The organism is Corticibacter populi, from assembly GCF_004217315.1.
In the GTDB taxonomy this organism is placed as follows: Bacteria; Pseudomonadota; Gammaproteobacteria; order Burkholderiales; family Burkholderiaceae_C; genus Lampropedia; species Lampropedia populi.
In genome coordinates this window covers 226,312-245,641 of record NZ_SGWR01000003.1, presented here as the reverse complement: position 1 = coordinate 245,641, position 19,330 = coordinate 226,312, and the positions used below count along the sequence as shown (strand labels likewise).

The 19,330-nt window shown below is 63.1% G+C and carries 16 protein-coding genes and 1 pseudogene; 7 read left to right on the top strand and 10 right to left on the bottom strand.

The features are described from left to right. Window positions 1–59: 59 nt before the first annotated feature. On the bottom strand, window positions 60–2,333 hold the full coding sequence (locus EV687_RS12035; RefSeq protein WP_242612613.1) for an LPS-assembly protein LptD: 2,274 nt from the start codon (window positions 2,331–2,333) through the stop codon (window positions 60–62). 322 nt (window positions 2,334–2,655) lie between these two features. On the opposite strand from EV687_RS12035, the gene EV687_RS12030 reads away from it, so the two are divergent. Further along, a complete protein-coding gene (locus EV687_RS12030; protein ID WP_122228397.1) occupies window positions 2,656–3,744 on the top strand; it encodes an aminoglycoside phosphotransferase family protein in 1,089 nt (362 codons plus the stop codon). A gap of 9 nt (window positions 3,745–3,753) precedes the next feature. Here the strand turns inward: EV687_RS12030 and EV687_RS19290 are convergent, their stop codons facing one another. Beyond that, on the bottom strand, window positions 3,754–3,876 hold the full coding sequence (locus tag EV687_RS19290) for a hypothetical protein (protein ID WP_278044265.1): 123 nt from the start codon (window positions 3,874–3,876) through the stop codon (window positions 3,754–3,756). Between EV687_RS19290 and EV687_RS12025 the strand changes: the two genes are divergently transcribed. Continuing rightward, a complete protein-coding gene (locus EV687_RS12025) occupies window positions 3,829–4,590 on the top strand; it encodes a 16S rRNA (uracil(1498)-N(3))-methyltransferase (protein ID WP_242612649.1) in 762 nt (253 codons plus the stop codon). The two genes, EV687_RS19290 and EV687_RS12025, sit on opposite strands and share 48 nt — an antisense overlap. Before the next feature lie 264 nt (window positions 4,591–4,854). Then, window positions 4,855–5,722: pseudogene (locus EV687_RS12020) on the top strand (transposase family protein); the annotation flags it as partial. A gap of 122 nt (window positions 5,723–5,844) precedes the next feature. Here the strand turns inward: EV687_RS12020 and EV687_RS12015 are convergent. The 6 genes from EV687_RS12015 to EV687_RS11990 form a co-directional block, all read right to left on the bottom strand. After that, the gene (locus tag EV687_RS12015; protein ID WP_130466505.1) at window positions 5,845–7,410 is read right to left on the bottom strand and encodes an Ig-like domain-containing protein; all 1,566 of its coding nucleotides are present in this window, start codon (window positions 7,408–7,410) and stop codon (window positions 5,845–5,847) included. A gap of 93 nt (window positions 7,411–7,503) precedes the next feature. Further along, window positions 7,504–9,663 carry a type IV pilus secretin PilQ gene (locus tag EV687_RS12010; RefSeq protein WP_122228405.1) on the bottom strand — a complete coding sequence of 720 codons (2,160 nt, stop codon included), beginning with the start codon at window positions 9,661–9,663 and terminating at the stop codon, window positions 7,504–7,506. Between the two features lie 17 nt (window positions 9,664–9,680). After that, the gene (locus EV687_RS12005) at window positions 9,681–10,220 is read right to left on the bottom strand and encodes a pilus assembly protein PilP (RefSeq protein ID WP_242612610.1); all 540 of its coding nucleotides are present in this window, start codon (window positions 10,218–10,220) and stop codon (window positions 9,681–9,683) included. 1 nt (window position 10,221) lies between these two features. Continuing rightward, window positions 10,222–10,863 (bottom strand): type IV pilus inner membrane component PilO, encoded by a 642-nt coding sequence (locus tag EV687_RS12000; RefSeq protein WP_242612609.1) that lies wholly within the window; start codon window positions 10,861–10,863, stop codon window positions 10,222–10,224. 11 nt (window positions 10,864–10,874) lie between these two features. Further along, window positions 10,875–11,489 carry a PilN domain-containing protein gene (locus tag EV687_RS11995; RefSeq protein ID WP_122228411.1) on the bottom strand — a complete coding sequence of 205 codons (615 nt, stop codon included), beginning with the start codon at window positions 11,487–11,489 and terminating at the stop codon, window positions 10,875–10,877. Next, window positions 11,486–12,565, bottom strand: a complete 1,080-nt coding sequence (locus tag EV687_RS11990; RefSeq protein WP_122228414.1) for a pilus assembly protein PilM — start codon at window positions 12,563–12,565, stop codon at window positions 11,486–11,488. The genes EV687_RS11995 and EV687_RS11990 overlap by 4 nt, the downstream gene beginning before the upstream one ends. A 246-nt stretch (window positions 12,566–12,811) precedes the next feature. Between EV687_RS11990 and EV687_RS11985 the strand changes: the two genes are divergently transcribed. Continuing rightward, a complete protein-coding gene (locus EV687_RS11985; protein WP_122228417.1) occupies window positions 12,812–15,229 on the top strand; it encodes a penicillin-binding protein 1A in 2,418 nt (805 codons plus the stop codon). A gap of 76 nt (window positions 15,230–15,305) precedes the next feature. On the opposite strand, the gene cyaY is transcribed toward EV687_RS11985, so the two are convergent. After that, window positions 15,306–15,644, bottom strand: coding sequence for an iron donor protein CyaY (gene cyaY / locus EV687_RS11980; protein WP_122228420.1), 339 nt, complete (start codon window positions 15,642–15,644; stop codon window positions 15,306–15,308). Between the two features lie 12 nt (window positions 15,645–15,656). On the opposite strand from cyaY, the gene lptM reads away from it, so the two are divergent. Together lptM and lysA are read left to right on the top strand one after the other, a co-directional pair. Beyond that, on the top strand, window positions 15,657–15,848 hold the full coding sequence (lptM, locus tag EV687_RS19405; RefSeq protein ID WP_122228423.1) for an LPS translocon maturation chaperone LptM: 192 nt from the start codon (window positions 15,657–15,659) through the stop codon (window positions 15,846–15,848). Window positions 15,849–15,928: 80 nt separating this feature from the next. Continuing rightward, window positions 15,929–17,209 (top strand): diaminopimelate decarboxylase, encoded by a 1,281-nt coding sequence (lysA, locus tag EV687_RS11970; protein ID WP_122228426.1) that lies wholly within the window; start codon window positions 15,929–15,931, stop codon window positions 17,207–17,209. Window positions 17,210–17,338: 129 nt separating this feature from the next. Here lysA and EV687_RS11965 read toward each other — a convergent pair whose 3' ends face one another. Then, on the bottom strand, window positions 17,339–17,881 hold the full coding sequence (locus tag EV687_RS11965) for an NADPH-dependent FMN reductase (protein ID WP_423201087.1): 543 nt from the start codon (window positions 17,879–17,881) through the stop codon (window positions 17,339–17,341). Window positions 17,882–17,995: 114 nt separating this feature from the next. On the opposite strand from EV687_RS11965, the gene EV687_RS11960 reads away from it, so the two are divergent. After that, on the top strand, window positions 17,996–19,258 hold the full coding sequence (locus tag EV687_RS11960) for a PLP-dependent transferase (RefSeq protein ID WP_122228432.1): 1,263 nt from the start codon (window positions 17,996–17,998) through the stop codon (window positions 19,256–19,258). Window positions 19,259–19,330: the final 72 nt, after the last annotated feature.

The window sequence follows — 19,330 nt, the reverse complement described above, 5'->3', positions numbered from 1 at the left end:
TTGGACGGTTCTGTGAAAAAAGGGTCAAGCGGACGTTGGGCAGCCGCCCGCGCAAAGGCTCAATCATACTGACTGAATCGGCTCGATGGCTGCGCGCTTTCCTCACGCAGAACCTGGTAATGGGGCACGTTGTCGCGCAGCGAACTCAGCGGGTTGGAGCCGATGTTGATGCGCGAGAGACCCACCAGCTCGAGCTGGAACATCACGCGCGTGCTGGAGCTGTTGAAGCTGTTCTGCAGACGCTCGAGCACCACGCGTCCGACCCAGCAGCAGCCATCGTATTCCAGCCCGACCGTGGTATCGACCAGCTTCTTGTCGCGCATGCTGTAGTTGAGCCGTCCGACCGTGTACCAGCGGCCATCGCGACGCTGGGCGCCCGGCGAAGCCGCGCCATCGTCAGCGCCCCACAGGCGCCCGAAGTCGGCCAGCGGCCACTGCCAGCCCAGCTCGGCCTGCTTGCTCGAATCGCGCTTCATGCGATAGCCGGCGCTGAGCACCCGGAACTCACCGGGCCGGTAAAAGCCGGTGAGGGTGTAGCGGATCGACTCACGCTCCTTGAAGTTGTACTGCAACACCCCTTCCGTACCCCACCGGGAAGTCCAGTTGACCGCGCCGCCGAGCAGGATGTCGGACCAGCGCTCCTGGACCGGCGACACGCCAGGACTGGTCACGCGCTGGTTGCTGAAGCGGTAACGCTGGGCAATGCTGGCGCGCGCCAGTTCGGTCCCGCTGTCCTGCGCCAGCAGGCGCGAGGTCAGGCCCAACGTCAGCAGATTGTTGTCGGCAATGCGGTCCTGGCCCACGTAGGAGTTGGGCGAGAAGATGCTGGCGAAGTTGAAGTCCATTTCCGCCGTGTCGTACATCGGCAGCATGCTCTGGTCGCGGTACGGCGTATAGGTATAAAGCAGCCGCGGCTCCAGCGTCTGCAGCAGGCCGCGCCCACGGTACTGGGCCTCGCGCTCGAACACCAACCCGCTGTCGAGGCTGTAAGTGGGCACCACGCGCGAGTGCGAGCGCTCACCGCCCGAGAGCGCACTGCGCTCGAACCGGTAGTGGCTGGCGTGCAACTGCAGCGACGGTGTCAGAAAGCCCTGCGGCCCGGCGAATGGCCGGCTCGCACGCGCCAGCATGTAAAAACGGTCGCCATCGTTGAGGCTGGAGCGAAAGCGCCGGTCGGCCTGGAAGCGCGTGGCATCGAATTCGAGGTCGACATCAACGCCGCCGGCAAGCAGTCCGGGCTGGTAGCGCAGCTTCATCTGCGGCAGCACGTCATAGGGCGGCACGATGACCGAATCGGTATCCTGCAGGGTCTGCCACTTGAGGCTGCGCATCTGCCAGCGCCAGTCGCCCTGGCCACCCGTGAGCAGCAGGTCACTGGGCAGCAGGCGCGGCGTGAGCGCGCCGAAATCATAGGAAAAGTCGCGCCAGTAATTGGAGTCGCTGACACGGTTGAGATTGGCCTCAAGCTTCATCGGCCCCAGCGCCGTCGAATCAATGGCTTGGCGGTGCCGCGCCGCCAAGCTCCAGCGGGCGTCATCGCGCAGACTGTCGTCGGGCATCCAGCGTCCGGCCAGTTCGCCGCTGAAATCGGGCTGCAGGTAACGCAACTCGCCCGCGAAATTGACGCCGCGCCGCAGCATCAGCCCGGTCGTCAGCGTCGCATCCATGTTGGGAGCGATGTTCCAGTAGTACGGCTGCTCGTATTCAAAGCCCGAGACGCTGTCGATGCCCACCGTGGGTGGCAGAAAGCCGCTCTTGCGCCGGTCGGAGAGCGGAAAACTCAGGTAAGGCGCCGCCAGCAGCGGTACGCCCATGAACTCCAGCACCGCGCCCTTGGCCAGGCCCACGTCCTCGAGGCGGTCGAGGTGCAACTCGCGCGCACGGATCTGCCAGGCCGGCTGCCAGTCCGGGTCATGCTCGGCGCGCTGGCAGGTGGTGTAATCGGCGGCGTGCACCAGGTATTCATCGCGGCTGAGGAAATCGATGCGCGACGCCTCGCCATGCGCCTGGTTGGCATGGAAGCGGTAGCGCACGTCATCGAAGTGGCCCTGGTAGCTGTCCACGTTGATCTGCAGTTCGCGGCCCTGGTAGACGTCCCCGGCCTTGTTGATGTGGACGTTGCCCTCGGCCCGGGCTTCGCGCTCGGCGGGACGGTACTCCATGTGATCGGCGCGGATGACGGTATCGCCACGGCGCAACTCGGCATCGCCATCGATGCGCACATGCGAATCCTGCTGGCCCTCCAGCGCATCCCCCGAGAGATACACGGGCCGCTGCGCCTGCTCCCCCTCGGGAAGCTCCTCCCGCAGCATCGGTGCGGTCTGCAACTGCAAAGGACCATTCCAATCACCACCGGCGGCAGAGTCCGGCTGGCCAGGCTGCGCCAAGCCATTGGCACTGCAGGCGGCCAGCACCAGTGCGGCCACTGGCCGACATCCCACAGATCCTCGCAGCACCGTCACATGCACCCTTTTGTCATCGTCACTTCGCAATTGCCGCACCGGCCATCATCGGCGGCGGGCCGCGCAGGCGGGTATATTAACAGTCCTCCTTATGGAACCATGCCGCCATTTGTAGAATCCCGCCATCTCCGCAGTGACGGCTCCCGCACGCACCGGCGGCTTTCGCAACCCTCCCAGGCGCCCGCCCTTGACCATGACTCCACCGCTCATCTGGACCGATGCCAGCCGGCAATCCCAGTTCCAGACCTGGCTGCAAGCCCAGTGCGTCCCTTTCCAGCTCGATCCTGACAGCCTGGAGTTGGCCTCGGCCGATGCCAGCTTCCGTCGCTACCTGCGCATCGCCACGCAGGCCGGAGACAGCCGCATCATCATGGATGCGCCGCCAGACAAGGAGGCGCTGGGCCCCTTTCTGCAGGTCCAACAGCTCATGGCTCAGGCCGGGTTGCCGGTGCCCGAGATTCTGGCGCAGGATCTGGAACAGGGTTTTCTGCTGATGAGCGATCTGGGCTCGCAAACCCTGCTGCAGCATCTGGCCCCCGATTACTCGGCGGATGCCGCACAGCCCCTGCTGCTGCACAGCCTGGACTGGCTGGTGCAATGGCAACAGGCCTCGCGACCCGACGTGCTGCCCGCCTATTCGGCCGAAGTCCTGCACCGCGAGCTGCAACTGTTTCCCGAGTGGTACATCGGCCGATACCGCCAGCACCAGCTCAGCCACGCGCAGCAAACCACGCTGCAGAGCGTCTTCGATCAATTGGTCAAGGCCAACCTGGCCGCGCCGCTGGTCTATGTGCACCGCGACTACATGCCGCGCAACCTGATGGTGGCCAATGCGCCAGAAGGCGCGCCGGCGTGCCTGAGCGGTATCCTCGACTTCCAGGATGCACTGCATGGCCCCATTACCTACGACATCGCCAGCCTGATGCGCGATGCCTTCCACAGCTGGGACGAGGACTTCGTCCTCGACATCACCGTGCGCTACTGGGAGCGTGCGCGCAAGGCCGGGCTGCTGGCCGCCAGCCCGCCGCTCGAGGCCGATTTCGGCGAGTTCTACCGCGCCGTCGAATGGATGGGCCTGCAGCGCCACCTCAAGGTCGCTGGCATCTTCAGCCGCCTGACGCTGCGCGATGGCAAGCCGCGCTACCTGGCCGACACGCCCCGCTTCATCCACTACATCCGCACCACCGCCAGCCGCTACCGCGAGTTGATACCGCTGCTGCGCCTGATCGATGCCATCGAGGACACGCCGCAGGCCGAGACCTTCTCATTCGGGCGCTTGTGATCGGCTTCCTTATCCCGCATCCGCGCCACGCCCCATCTCCGACACATCGCCATGTCCGCTCCACGCATCCATCATCCGCACGTCCTGCAGATCGGCGGCACCATCGAACTGTCGGAACAGGCCTCGCGCCATGTCCAGGTCCTGCGCATGCAGCCCGGCGAGACCGTGCGGCTGTTCCCGGGCCACGCCGATGCCGGCAACCAGGAGTTCACCGCCCGCATCCTGCACATGGGCCGGCGCAGTGTCAGCTTACAGGTGGAGGCCATGGAAATCGTCAACCGCGAACTGCCGCGCGCCATCCATCTGGCCGTCGGCATGCCCAGCAACGACCGCATGGACTGGCTGGTGGAAAAAGCCACCGAACTCGGTGCCGCCAGCATCACGCCGCTGATCACCGAGCGCACCGTGCTGCGCCTGCAAGGCGAACGCGCCGAGAAGAAGCGCCAGCACTGGCAGGCCATTGCGATTGCGGCTTGTGAGCAATGTGGGCGTAATACGGTGCCAGAAATCCATCCTCTCACCGGTTTGAGCGATTACCTCCGAACTCCGCCTGGACGACAGGACAGTCCGGCCCTCCACCAAGTACCACTCCCCGGAAGCAACGCCCGAGACAAACTCTTGCTGGGTTTTTCCCCCGGCTCTATAGATGTCCGCCAGTGGTTCAGCGAAGCAGCAGCGGTCCCGGACACCGTGCATGTTCTCTCCGGCCCTGAAGGGGGCCTTTCTGTTCAGGAAGAGCATGTGGCCGCAGCATATGGATTCAGCTCCATCACGCTTGGTCCACGCGTGCTTCGTGCCGAAACGGCTCCGCTGCACGCGCTCGCAGCAATCACCCTGCGTATCTGAGAATCTGTTCACGATCTTTCCGCTGCTCAAGCCGGAGGTCAAAACGCAGTGGGCAAAGCCGCCCGGTGCGTTTTGACCTCCGGTCCTTCAGGCTGTTGTCCGGGCAGGCGCGCACTGCGACTTCTGCATTTCCTCGCCGGGCCTCCGGCCCCCCCAGCGGTTTGCGCCTCGCATCGCCTGCCGGAGCCACGTGGCACGCGGAAAGATCGTGAACAGGTTCCAAGTGTTTGGTCCCGGCATTTAATGGTGCGATATTCTCACCCGACTGAAAAGAAGCACTATGGGACAAGTTCTACACGCAAGCGCCACAACGACAGAGCCAGAGTGACCTTGCCTACAGGGCCAAAGAATCCAACCTCAAGCGTTTCGTCGATGAACGATGAGGCGGCGATCATTGCTTTTCGCAAACACACCCTGCGGCCCCTTGATGACTGCCTCTACGCGCTGCAGCACGCACTGCCACGGCTGACGCGTTCCTCGCTGCATCATTGCTTGCAGCGCCATGGGTTCTCACGCCCATCCGAGGTCAATGATGGCGACAAGTCCGCCAAGATACGCTTCAAGAGCTACCCAGTTGACTACTTTCACATCGACATCGCCGAGGTACAGACCGCCCAGGGCAAGCTCTGCCTCTTTGTCTCCATTGACACAACTTCCAAGTTTGCTTTCACCGAATTGCATGCCAAGGCTGGCAATCTGGTGGCCACGCCATCCTGCGCAACCTGATGGATGCCGTGTGCCCTACACCATCCACACGGTGCTCAACAACAGCGGTATCCAGTTCACCAACCGCAACCGAGATCGCAATGCCTTTGCGCACATCTTTGGTAGGGGCTGTGCTGAGCATGCAATCGAGCATCACCTCACCAAGATCAAGCACCCCAGGGTAAACAGACAGGTCGAGCCAATGAATCGGACCATCAAAGAAGCCACGGCCAGACGCTTCCATTACGACGATCACGCTCAACTTCGTCAACACTTGGCAGACTTCATCAGCGCCTGCAACTTTGGGGGAAGGCTCAAGACTCTCAAGGGCCTGGGTCCCTACGAATTCATCTGTAAACAGTGGGTCTGTGAGCCCGAACGGTTCACGATTGACCCGATACATCCAATGCCGGGACTAAACATCTAATGGCATACCTCTGACAGCAGGCTCAATCATCTCGATGTCCAGCAAAAAAGGCGCTTTCGCGCCTTTTTTACGGTTCACTGCGAGTCAATCTCGCAGGGCACCTCCTCTTTGCCAGAACCTCTTCATTCACAACCCGGGATTCCGGACACCGTGAGACGCACTGGCGAGACGGTCTTGCCATTGAGGGTCGCGCTCAAGGTGATGGTCCCCCCTGTGACAGCTGCGACCTGCTCGGTCTTCTTACGGCCCGTGACCTTGATGTCAACCAGTTGGCGATAGAACGCATCCGAGGCGACGGGAAGACCTGAACTGAAGCTGGCGGAAAGACCCGTGGTGTGCGAGACGAATGCCGCCGTGCTCCCTGCAGGAAGTGAGGAACCTCCAGGCGTACCAATATATGCCTGCGTGGTGAACGCACACTCGTCAGCATCGCCCGGAGTGAGTGTGGTGATACGAGACCCAAGATTTGCCACCCCAGCGGTGCTCCAGAGTCCGACATTCTCGATACGCGATTGCCGCAACGGCAGCACCTTGCTGATCTCCGTGCCATCCCCGAGGCGGGCGGAAAACAGCACATTCACATCTTCCCCGTCAGCAGGCCTGGGTTCCTGCACCAGGTAATCAACGGTGCACGCACCATCAGTCGTCACACATCCGCCACGATCAGCGGTGCCGACACGTCCCTTGTCCGAAGTGGCAACAATCGCGACCCCATCGGCCACCGGATTGCCGTTGGCATCAACGGCACGAACCGTGATCGTGGAAGTATCGCCGCTCAAGCTGTCATCAAGGGTATGTTTGCTGGCCGCGAGATCGAAACCCGCCTGGGTTGCCAGTCCGGTCGTCACGGTCACGACATCAGACTGCGTGGAGACCGTATTGATGCCATTGTTAATTTCCGCACGCACGATCACCGAAGTCGCTGCAGTACCAGAGAGCACCGACGCAGTGGCGATGCCTTCCGAGTTAGTCACTGCCGAAGTCGTCAGCAGGCGCGGTGCCTGCCCCGTTGGCAGGCTGGTATTCAACTGGAACTGAACCGTGGCACCGGCCACCGCTGCGCCATTCTGGTCGGCGGCCTTGAACTGCAGTTGTGCGGACTCAGAGCGTCCGGAACCACCGCTTCCGGCAATGACGATCGACCGATCGCTAGGGTTTGACCCCGAGTACAGCAGCGACTGGACCAGAGTCTGCGGATCAACGGCAGGATTTGAGCTGATGGCCAGATTGGTGCTGCCTGTCGCCGACTGCCCATTCACTGTGGCATTAACCGCAATGGAAGTCGCCCCTGCGGACGACGACGAGGCCGCAGCGACCTCAATCGATGCGGTGCCATCGGCATCCGTCAAGGCAGTCATCGATGTCGGAGAAAATTTCAGCAAGCCCGCACCGGATTCACTGAATGTGACAACCTGATTGGAAACGTCACCCCCATCGCTGCGAGTCAGCGTGGCCAGCACGCGAGCCGTCTCCGCAGTGGTAATGCGTGTCACCGTCGCGCCCGTATTCAAGTCGCGAATGCTCACACTGAACTTCGCCTCGAATTCGCTGGAGCTTCCCCCATCACTGCCACCACTTCCGCTGCCTCCGCTGGGAGTCCCCGGATCACCGCCACCACCGCCGCAGGCCGTCAGCGCGCCGGCAGCCACCGCAATCACCATCCAAGCGCCATGTTTGCGCAATTTCATCCAGTCCACTTTTCTCGCTCCTTTTTGGGAAATTCGAAATCCATCATTGCTCCAGCCATGTCGCCATAGCGGGGAGTCCAGGGTTTTGCTGCCTCAACGGCGCAGCGAGGTTTGCTCGCTGATGATCTTCGGCGTGATGAACACCAGCAGTTCGCTCTTCGCCGTCTCGCGCGTGCGCGATTTGAACAGGTGCCCGGCAATGGGCAGATCCCCCAGGAAGGGTACCTTGGTTTCGCTGGTGCTCTCCGACAGCTCGAAAATGCCGCCGATCACCACCGTGCCGCCATTCTCGACCAGCACCTGGGTCGTGACCCTCTTGGTATCGATCGGTATGCCGTCCGTGGTACTCTGGCTGAGGTTGGGGCTGTCCTTGTTGACGACCAGATCCAGAATCACATTGCCTTCCGGCGTGATCTGCGGCGTCACCTCAAGCTTCATCACGGCTTTCTTGAATTCGACCGTGGTGGCGCCATTGGGCGCGGTCACGGAGTAGGGGTACTCGGTCCCCTGCTCGATCACGGCTTCGACCTGGTCAGCAGTGACGATGCGCGGACTGGAGACGATGCGCCCTTCCCCCACACTCTCGAGCGCCTGCAGTTCCAGATTCAGGAAACGGTTGGCCGCCGAATTGAAGATCGACACCGCAAAACTGGCAGCGGAAGCTCCGCCCGACAGCGACGCAGGGAAATTGAAGAAGGATCCTGTCGCATCGGTGGTTCCGCTGGCACCGGAACTGCTGACCGCGTTGCTGTAACTGCTGCCAAACACCACCCGGTTGTCTCCACCGATGCTGTAACCGCCGTCGCCGCCATTGTTGGCGCGTAAGTCCGATCCCCCCAGACGCGCTCCGAGCGATCGCCCGAAGCTGTCGGTCGCCTCGACGATACGGGCCTCGATCAGCACCTGGCGCACCGGAATGTCCCAACTGGCGATCAATCGGGTCACTTCCTCCAGACGGGAAGGCGTGTCGGTCACGAACAGCTGGTTGGTGCGCTTTTCGGCAATGGCTGAACCGCGCGTGGTCAGGAACCGGTTGCTGTTCTCGCCTGTGCCGCTGCTGCTGCCGCTGGTATTGCGGCCGGTGAGTTGGTCGGCGATGTATTCGGAGCGCGCGTAGTTGAGCTGGAAGATCTGAGTGCGCAGAGGCTCCAACTCCTGCAGCTTCGCAGCGGCCTCGTAGTCCTTGCGCTTGCGATCATCGAGCTCATCCTTGGGCGCGACCCACAGCACATTGCCGTTCTTCTCGTAACCCAGCCCCTTCGAATCGAGAATGATCTGCAGGGCCTGGTCCCAGGGCACGTCCTGCAGGCGAAGGGTCAGCGAGCCCTGCACCGAATCGGAAGTCACGATGTTGAAATTGGTGAAATCGGCGATCACCTGCAGCAGCGAGCGGATCTCGATGTTCTGGAAGTTCAGCGACAGCTTGTCGCCGTTGAAGCCCACACCACGGGTGAGCTTGGTCGGATCCGGCGCGATCGCGCGCAACTCCAACACATACTGGCCTGCGGCCTGATAGGCGCTGTGCACCCAGTCGCCCGCGGCCTCGACCTCGACCCGCGTGGCATTGCCGCTCTGGCGGGCCTGCACGAAGGTCACCGGCGTGCCGAAATCCGTCACATCCAGGCGCTTGCGCAGGTTTTCCGGCAAGGCCACATTCGGCAGCTCCAGCACCAGCTTGCGCCCTTCCTGACGCAGATCCACATTCACGGCATCACTGGGCAAGCTGAGGATGACACGGCCAGCGCCATCGACACCACGACGGAAATCCAAGTCCTGCAGACCGGTGCCGGCCGCGACAGCCTGGGATGGTTGCCCGACCAGATCACGCCTGACTGGCGCAACGGCGGCCGGCGCAGCTCCATCGAGCAGGATCCAGACCGTCTTGCCATCGCGCTGCACCTGGTAGCTGGTGGCTTCGCGCAGGTTCAGGACGATGCGGGTGCGATCCTGCGCTTCGACCACGTTGATGGTGCGCAGATTGCCCTGATTGACCTCGACCGTTTTGCGGCCGGCCACGGCACCGACTCCCGGAAAATCCAGCGAGAGGCGCGCCGGCGACTGCACGACAAAGGCTACCGGGTCGAAGCCGATGGCCTCGTCCAGTTCGATTTGTACGACTTCGCGGCCATCGCGCTGCAATCCCGCCACGGACAGGATGTCCGCAGCATGGCTCGCGATGCTGGCAAAGCCGCATGCGAAGGCCAGCAAAATTCTGGCGCCTGTCCTCTTTTGGTGTGCTTGTTTGTTTTGCATGGTTATTCCTTAACCCTTCACTCCTGCAGTTCCACCACGGTGGACCGTTCCACCCATTCGCCAGCGGCGTCCTGCACAATCTCCTTGAGCTGCATGCGCGCTTCACTCACGGACTGGATCAATCCATAGTTCTGCCCCAGGTACTGCCCGGCGGTAACTTGATACAAATGGTTATCCACCGATACCAGCGCGGTCGGCTTGCCATGCTGCTGCATGAAACCGACCATCCGGATGGTATCGAGCGGATAGGCCTCGAGCGGCTCCTTGCGGCGCGCCCGGTGCATGTCGATCAGCGAGGTATCGCCACGGCGCATCGTGCCGCTCTCGAACACCTGCGCGAGCTTCTGGAAGTCGAAGGGGTCGAGCGCACTGTCGCGGTCATACGCCACCGGCTGAAACACGCTGGGCTCGGGCAGCGGCTTGATGCTGGGGGCGGCCTGGCTTTTCTCGCGCGTCATCCACGCCGAGACCTCGGACTGGCGGGAATCGGCGCACGCGCTCAGCAGGCAGGCCATCATGACCGCCACGGCTGTTCTTGTTGGATACATCTGCTTCATGTCACTTCTTCCGCGCAGCCGCCTTGGCCCTGCTTTGCGCCGCAACCTCTTCGGGATCCAGATAGCGGTAGGTCTTGGCAATGGCCTTCATGACCAGCCGGCCGTCGGCCATGTTCTTCTGGCCTTTCTCGATTTGCAGATTACCCAGCGTCACGATGCGGGGCAGGTGCGCCAGATCGGAGACGAACTGGCCGACCTCGTCATAACTGCCCGAGACCTGGATCTCGATGGGCTGCTCGGCGTAATAGTCCTTCAACTGCACGGATCCGGGCTTGAAGAGCTCGAACTGCAGGCCCCGGCCAATGCCGGCCTGGTTGATGTCCGAGAGCAAGGCAGACATTTCGGCCTTGCTCGGCAGTTGCTTTTCCAGCAACGTGACGTACTGGATCGCCTGTTCACGCTGAGCCTTGAGGGCATCGAGGTTGACGGCCTTGCGGTAATCGCGGCTGAACTCGGTGCGCAGCGTTGCCTCCTGGGCGCGGGCACTCTCGAGCTCATCCCGATAGCCGGTCAGCCACAGAAACCATAGCAGCACGGCGACCGCCACGGCCACGAAGGCGAAAAAAGCCAGCCGCGGAGCCAATGGCCACAGCCACGGATCGCGCCCGCTGGTTTCCTGGAATTGCTTGAGTATCTTGTTCACAGGCATTCCCCTCATTGACGCCTGGTGGCCGTGCCGGCCTGGGCATGCCCCTGGCTCTCATCGGTGGCGGGCTTGTCCAGCTTGAAGTTCAGCGAATAGCCATAGACCCGGCGCTGCTGCTTGTTGCCCAGGTCCACATTGGTGGCCTTGGATTCGATCAGCTGCGGATTGGTGTTCCAGGGCATCTCGTCGGTCAGGTTGCTCAGCAGATCGGAGACCGTCTGGTTGGACTGGGCCATGCCCTGCAGGGCCACCGACTTGTCCGACTGCTTGAGGCTCACGACGAAGGAGCCATTGGGGACGTCCGATGAGACATGATTGAGCAGTTGCACCGGCAGATTGCGCTCGGCCTGGAGGTTCTCGACGGCGTCCTGGCGCGCCTTGAGCGCTGCGATCTCGCTTTCGATGTCGGCCACCTCGCGGATCTGGTTCTTCAGGCGCGCATTCTCCTGGCGGATCATGTCATTGGCGCTGTTCTGGTCGGCGATCAGCGCCTGGAAGAACAGGTAGATACCGCCAGCCACCAGCAGACCAACCAGGCCCGCCAGCACCGAAGACGCGATGAAGGATTCCTTGCGGGCCTTCTTGGCCGCCTCGCGGTGCGGCAAAAGATTGATGCGAATCATTTGTCAAACCTCCGCAGCGCCAGTCCGCAGGCCGTCAGGTAGGTCGATGCTTCGCGCATCAGCGACTTCATGCGCACGCCACCGCCCATCTCCATGCCTTCGAACGGATTGACGACCTGGCATGCCGTCTCGGTGGACTGGGTCACGGCCGGGGCCAGCCCTTCGACCGCAGCCGTGCCGCCGGCCAGCAGAATGCGATCGACGGCGCTGTAGGGCGAGCTGCTGTAGAAGAACTGCAGCGAACGCGCGATTTCCTGCGTCAGGTTGTTCACGAAGGGGCGCAGCACCGCCACCCGATAGTCATCGGGCGTGTCGCCATTGCGCTTCTTGTTCTCGGCCTCTTCCGATGAAATGCCGTAATGCCGGGCGATCGACTGGGTCAGTTGCGCACCGCCAAAGGATTGCTCCCGCTCGAACAGAACCTCCTCGCCTTGCATCACCTGCAGCGTGCTGGTGGAGGCGCCCAGCTCGAAAACGGCCACGATCGGCGCCTCCGCCGTCTTGGGCCAGGTCTGCGCCAGCCGCGCCACCGCCAGGCGCGACGCATAGGATTCGACATCGAGGATGACAGCCTTCAGGCCGGCCGCCTCGGCCAGGCCTTGGCGGTCCTGCACCTTGTCTTTGCGCGAAGCTGCAATGAGCACATCCACATCGTCACTGGAGTGCTTGGAAGGCCCGACCACGCAGAAATCCAGGCTCACCTCGTCAAGGGCGAACGGAATGTAATGACCGGCCTCGGACTCGACCTGGATTTCCAGCTCTTCCTCCGACAGGCCTGCGGGCAGCACGATGCGGCGGGTGATCACCGCCGACGAAGGCAAGGCCAGCGCGGCCTGGCGGGTCCGGGCTCCGCTTTTCTTGACCAGACGGCGCAGGGCCTCGGCCACTTCGTCGAAGTTCTCGATATTGCCTTCGCTGACCCACCCCTTCTCGAGCCGCTCCACAGCCGCCCGCTCCAGCACCAGCTTGCCAGCCCGGTTGCCGCTGAGCTCCACCAGCTTGACGCTGGAGGCGCTGATATCGATTCCAAGCAGCGGCTGCTGCCTGGAGCCGAACAAAGATCCCGCAGAGACCACAGGGACTCCCTCCGCTCCGTTAAATAGAGCAACAAAATGTATTACTTGGCACGGGATACTAGCAGCATGGCAACTGAATGGAAAGAATAACTGAGTGCCTGTGTTTGCGTCCTGTTGTCAAAGGGACACGTCAATACCCTCCCGCCGTCGGATACCAATTGTGCGGTATCCTTACCGTTTGGTTTGCCGCAACGGCTGACAAATATTGACACTTGCAGGCTTCCGATTCAGCGAAGTTGTTGAAACATGCCTATTGATTCCCATAAGAGCGGCAGCGGCAGGCAGCGGCCCGGCAAACCCGACCACAGTTCTGACGCCAGTGCAGCCCCTAAAAAACCAAAACCATGGGCGCTGCGCCTGCTCGGCTGGCTCCTGGCGCTGCTCGCCACCGCCGTCGTGGCCGGCATCGCCGTGGTGGTCGTGGTGGTTGCCACTATCTACCCCAAGCTGCCAGACGTCTCCGACCTGGCCGACTACCGCCCCAAGTTGCCGCTGCGGGTCTTCTCCGCCGAAGGCGCGCTGATTGGCGAATTCGGCGAGGAGCGCCGCAAGCTCATGCCGATCGAGGATATCCCGCCAGTCATGAAGCAGGCCATCCTGGCCGCCGAGGATGCGCGCTTCTTCGAGCACAACGGCATCGACTACCGCGGCATTGCCCGCGCCGCGCTGGCCAACGTGCGCGACCTGCGCAGCCAAGGCGCTTCTACCATCTCGATGCAGGTGGCGCGCAACATGTACCTCTCGCCCGAACGCACCTTCACGCGCAAGGTCTATGAGATACTGCTGACGCTCAAGCTCGAGCACATGCTCTCCAAGGACGAGATCCTGGAGATCTACATGAACCAGATTTTCCTGGGCAACCGCGCCTACGGCTTCTCGGCCGCAGCCGAAACCTACTTCGGCAAGCCGCTGGAATCCATCACCACCGCCGAGGCGGCCATGCTGGCCGGCCTGCCCGTAGCGCCTTCCCAATACAACCCGATCCGCCGCCCCGAACGCGCCCGCATCCGCCAGTTGCACATCATCAACCGGATGCAGGAGAACGGCTTCATCACAGCCGAACAGGCCCAGCAGGCGCGCGACGAGAAGCTGACCATCCGCCGCAGCATCGACAACTTCCCGGTGCGCGCCGAGTACGTGGCCGAGATGGTGCGCCAGGCCATGGTCGAGCGCTATGGTCAGGAGGCCTACACCCGCGGGCTGAACGTCTACACCACCATCGAAATGTCCGACCAGGAGGCGGCCTACCAGGCACTGCGCGCCGGCATCATGGACTACGAGAAGCGGCAGTTCTACCGGGGCCCGGAGAACTTCGTCAACTGGCCCGCCGATCCCGAGGCGCAGGAAGAAGTCCTCGACAAGGCGCTGGCGGCCCACCCTGACAATGGCGAACTGCTCTCGGCGGTGGTCGTCGAGGCAAGCCGCCAGAAGGTGATCGTCACCCGTACCGATGGCGAGCGCCTGGAAATCACCGGCGATGGCCTCAAGCCCGTGCAGTCGGGCTTGGCCGACAAGGCCGCCGCCAACATCAAGATCCGGCCGGGCGCCATTGTCCGCATCATGAAGGCCGAAGGCGGCCAATGGGTGCTGACACAACTGCCCGAGGTCGAAGGGGCCTTCGTCGCCATGGACCCGCGCAGCGGCGCCATCCAGGCCCTGGTGGGCGGCTTCGACTTCAACAAGAACAAGTTCAACCACGTCACCCAGGCCTGGCGCCAGGCGGGCTCGAGCTTCAAGCCATTCATCTATTCGGCGGCGCTCGAGCGGGGCTTCACACCGGCCACCGTGATTGCCGACTCGCCCATGTATTTCAGTGCGGCGGTCACCGGCAGCCGCCCCTGGGAGCCGCGCAACTATGACGGCCGATTCGACGGCGCCATGAGCATGCGCACCGCACTGGCCAAATCCAAGAACATCATCTCGGTACGGCTGCTGCAGGCCGTCGGCCCCAAGCAGGGCCGCGAATGGGCGCTGCGCTTTGGCTTCTCGCCCAACAAGCTTGTGCCCGTGCTACCCATGGCGCTGGGCTCGGGTGAAGTCACGCCGCTGCAGATGGCGGCCGCCTATTCGGTGTTCGCCAATGGCGGCCATCGCATCGAGCCATGGCTGATCGAGCGCGTCACTGACTACCGCGGCAAGGTGCTCTCGCAAATCGAGATACCCAAACTTGAAGAATTGCCCCAAGTGATCGACCCCCGCAACGCCTTCGTCATGAGCAGCATGATGCAGGACGTGATGCGCATAGGTACCGGCGCGCGCGCGCGCAACACCCTCAAGCGCCCGGACATCTACGGCAAGACCGGCACCACCAATGATGCGCTGGATGCCTGGTTCGCGGGCTACCAGCCGACGCTGACCGCGGTAGCCTGGGTCGGCTACGACAATCCCCGCAACCTGGGCAGCCGCGAGACCGGCGGAGGCCTGAGCCTGCCGATCTGGACGCGCTTCATGCAGCATGCGCTCAAGGACGTGCCAGTGACCGAGATCGAGGCTCCAACAGGGGTGGTGCGCTCAGGCAACGACTGGGCCTACCGCGAATATGCCGATGGCCGCGGCATTGCGAGCCTGGGACTGGAGACGCTTTATGGTGACGCCTCGACGGGCGGCTTCACCGCCCCCAGTGCCGAGGAACGCGCCCAGATCATGGACTTGTTCCGCAATTGAGCGGGGCGATGGTGGCTGGCGCGTCCCCACCACCATGAAACCACGGCCTGCTTCGCGCAGGCCGTTTTCTCAGGCGTCAAGCCTGAGGCGCGAAACGCAATGAAGCCCCACCGGCCTGCTCGCTTGCCAGTTTTGCCAGCATGGCGTAGAACTCGCCCTCCCCCTTGGTGTCCAGCCACTGACCATCCTGGAACTTGAAGTGAAACCCGCCAGCGCGGGCGGCCAGCCAGATCTCGTGCAGGGGTTTTTGCTGGTTGACGACAATCTGTGAACGGTCTGGAAACACAATCGTCACCATGCCGCCGACACGCTGGGCATCCAGGTCCAGCGCCGTCGACTCCGTGATGCGGTCACACGCCTGCTCGATCTGCAGCAGCAAGGCATCGGCACGGTCCAAGAATTCCGAGTCTGTCATTACAATCCCATCATGTTGCAAAACCCCAAAATTGTAGTCCGCATGGGCCTGACCCTGCTGGCGGCAGCGTGGCTTGCCGGCTGTGGCCAGCGCGGGCCCCTCTACCTGCCGCCAAGCGCCAGCGCCCATGGTTCCGGCTCCGCCAGCACCGCGGCACCGGCCGAGGCCCCTTCCTCGGCAGCCACAACCTCCGTCCGTCCCTGACTGTTACCCAATCGCCCGCACCACTGCCCAGGCCCCACGCAGCCAAACCCCCGGCAGCTGCCCTCCTCTATCTCTGCTCCATGCCCACCGATCACGCCGCAGCCCTGCCCGGCCACCCCTTCTTCCACTATCAGGACGGCACGCTTTTTGCCGAAGCCGTTGCGCTGACGGAATTGGCGCAGCAGCACGGCACGCCGCTCTTCGTCTACTCGCAGGCAGCGCTCGCGCATGCGCTGGATGCCTACCAGCAAGGTTTTGCCGGACGCAATGTAGGCATCCACTATGCCGTCAAGGCCAACTCCAACCTGTCCATCCTGCAGTTCTTCGCCGAGCAGGGCTGCGGCTTCGACATCGTCTCGGCCGGTGAACTGCTGCGGGTGCTGCAGGCCGGTGCCACACCCGCCAGCGTGGTTTTCTCGGGTGTGGGCAAGACCCGCGCCGAAATGCAGCTGGCGCTGCGCACCGGCATTGGCTGCTTCAACGTCGAGAGCGAGGCCGAACTGGCGGTCCTCAACGAAGAAGCCGGGAAACTGCAGATCCGCGCGCCCATCAGCCTGCGCGTCAACCCCGACGTCGACCCGCAGACCCACCCCTACATCTCGACCGGCCTCAAGAACAACAAGTTCGGCATCCCGCATGAGCGGGCACTGCAGGTTTTCCAGCAAGCCGCCGCCCTGCCCTGGCTGGAGGTACGCGGCATCGACTGCCACATCGGCTCGCAAATCCTCAGTGAGCGTCCGTTTCTGGATGCGCTGGACAAACTGCTGGATCTGGTCGCCGCCGTCGAACGCTGCGGCATCGCGCTGCACCACATTGATTGTGGTGGCGGTCTGGGCATCCAGTACCAGACCGAGGTGCCGCCACAGGCCGGCGCGCTGTGGCAGAAAATGTTCGCGCATGCCGATGCCCGCGGCTATGGCGACCGCCGCTTTCTGATCGAGCCCGGCCGCTCGCTCGTCGGCAACGCCGGCGTGTGCCTCACCGAGGTGCTCTACCTCAAGCCGGGCGAGGACAAGCATTTCTGCATCGTCGACGCCGCCATGAACGACCTGCCGCGTCCGGCCATGTATGAAGCCTTCCATGCCATATCGCCGGTGGTGCCGCGCGCCGGCACGCCGGTGACCACCTACGACGTGGTCGGCCCGGTCTGCGAAAGCGGCGACTGGCTCGGCCGCGACCGTGCGCTGGCCGTCCAGGCGGGTGATTGGCTGGCCGTCGGCTCGGCTGGCGCCTATTGCATGAGCATGGCCAGCAACTACAACAGTCGCCCGCGCGCAGCAGAAATCCTGGTACACGGCAGCGAACACCGTGTCATCCGCCAGCGTGAGTCGTTTGCGCAGATGATCGAAACCGAGCGCTGAAAATCCGCAGACGACCAGGGACAGAAACCGCAGGTAGCGCTGTCACGCTACCTGCGGTTTTTCTTGGGCTTTGAAGATCCCTCTTGCTCTTGTCGCCCATTTCCAGTCTGCCCGCGGCTGAGAACCTGCTCAAAGGCCCTTGGTCACCCAAGCCAAGGCGCCATTGAGCCACTTCTGCAGGAATTCGCGGCTGGCCTCGCCAATCTCGCCATCCTCGGTCACCATGCCTTCGCGGTACTGTAGATAGGCATCGGGCTGCGGCAATACCCGCACACCCAGCGCCGCGAGCACACCGCGCAGATGCTGCTGCGCCAGCGCCGTGCCGATACCGCCAGGCGAGGTACCCAGCACGCCAGCGGCCTTGCCGGCCCAGACATTCTTGCCATACGGCCGCGAGCCATGGTCGAGCACATTCTTGAGCGCAGCCGGAATCGTCCGATTGTGCTCGGGCGTGACGATCAGCAGCCCATCGGCATGGGCGATCTGTGCCTTGACACGCTGCACGGATGCCGCCTGCGCTTCGTCATCATCCTGGTTGTAGAGTGGCAGGTCGCCAATTTCCACCCAGTCGAACACCACATCGGCGGGCGCCAGCCGCACCAGCGCCTTGGCCAGCTTCCGGTTGATCGAAGCCTTCCTCAGGCTCCCCACGATTACCGCAATTGTCGTCATCGAAACCATCCTCCAATTCTGGAACCATCGAACGCCCCAAGGCACGGCCTGCGGAGCGGCGCTTGTGCTGTAATGACAGCACAATCCATGCGATTCTCTCCCGAAACAACGCACATGACAGACTCGACCCCGATCAACATGCCTGTGGCATGGAATACCGCCACCCGCCTGATCCACCATCCCTACCAACCTCCCGAGGGTTTCGAATCCCCGGCCACCGCGGTCCACAAAGGCTCCACCATCTTCTTTCCCAGCATGGCCGCCGTGCGCAACCGAGACTGGGCCTTCAAGACCACCTACACCTACGGCCTGCACGGCACGCCCACCAGCTTCATCCTGGAAGAGCGCCTGGCCAGCCTCGAAGGTGCGCAGCACTGCCTGCTGGTGCCCAGCGGCCTGGCCGCCATCAGCACCGTCAACCTGGCCCTGCTCCGACAAGGCGACGAGGTGCTGCTGCCCGACAACGTTTACGGCCCGAACAAGTCGCTGGTCGAGCAAGGACTGCGCCACTATGGCATCACGCATGCCTGCTACGACCCGCTCGACGTGGAGGATCTGCGTCGCAAGATAGGCCCCCGCACCCGGCTCGTCTGGCTGGAGGCGGCGGGCTCCGTCAGCATGGAGTTTCCGGATCTGCCGGCGCTGGCCGCCGTCTGCCGCGAACACGGCATCGCCGCTGCGCTGGACAACACCTGGGGTGCCGGCTTGGCCTTCCAGCCCTTCGCGCTCGGACGGCAGGCGGATGGCCAGCCGCTGGGGGTGGACATCTCCATCCACGCGCTCACCAAATATCCCAGTGGCGGCGGCGACGTGCTGATGGGCAGCATCGCCACATGCGACGAGCGCCTCCACAAGGCCATCAAGCTCTGCCATATGCGCCTCGGCCTGGGGGTGGGTATGAATGATGTCGAGGCCATTCTGCGCAATCTCCCGAGCCTGGCCCTGCGCTACCACGCCCAGGATCGCGCCGCCCGCCAGTTGGCCGGCTTCCTGCAGCAGCACCGGGCCGTCGCGCAAGTGTTGCACCCTGCCCTGCCCGGCAGCCCTGGCCATGCGCACTGGCAACGCCTGTGCGCCCCCAAAGGACCTGAAGACCAGGGCGCCTGCGCCGGCATCTTCTCGTTCGTGCCCGACGCAAGTTGGAGCCAGGATCGCATCGACGCCTTCTGCGAGGCGTTGCAGCTCTTTCGCATCGGCTACAGCTGGGGTGGCCCGACCAGCCTGGTGATGGCCTATGACCTGCAAACCGAACGCCAGGTGCCCGCCAGCCTCGCTCGCCTGCAGGGGACGCGGCTTGTGCGCCTGTGCATCGGACTTGAACATCCGGACGACCTGCAGGCCGATCTGGCCCAGGCCTTCCAGACAGTAGGGGCCTGAACGACCCGACCAAGAGAACACCGCCGCACCAACGAAAAAAGCAGCACCAAGGTGCTGCTTTTTCGAAGATCT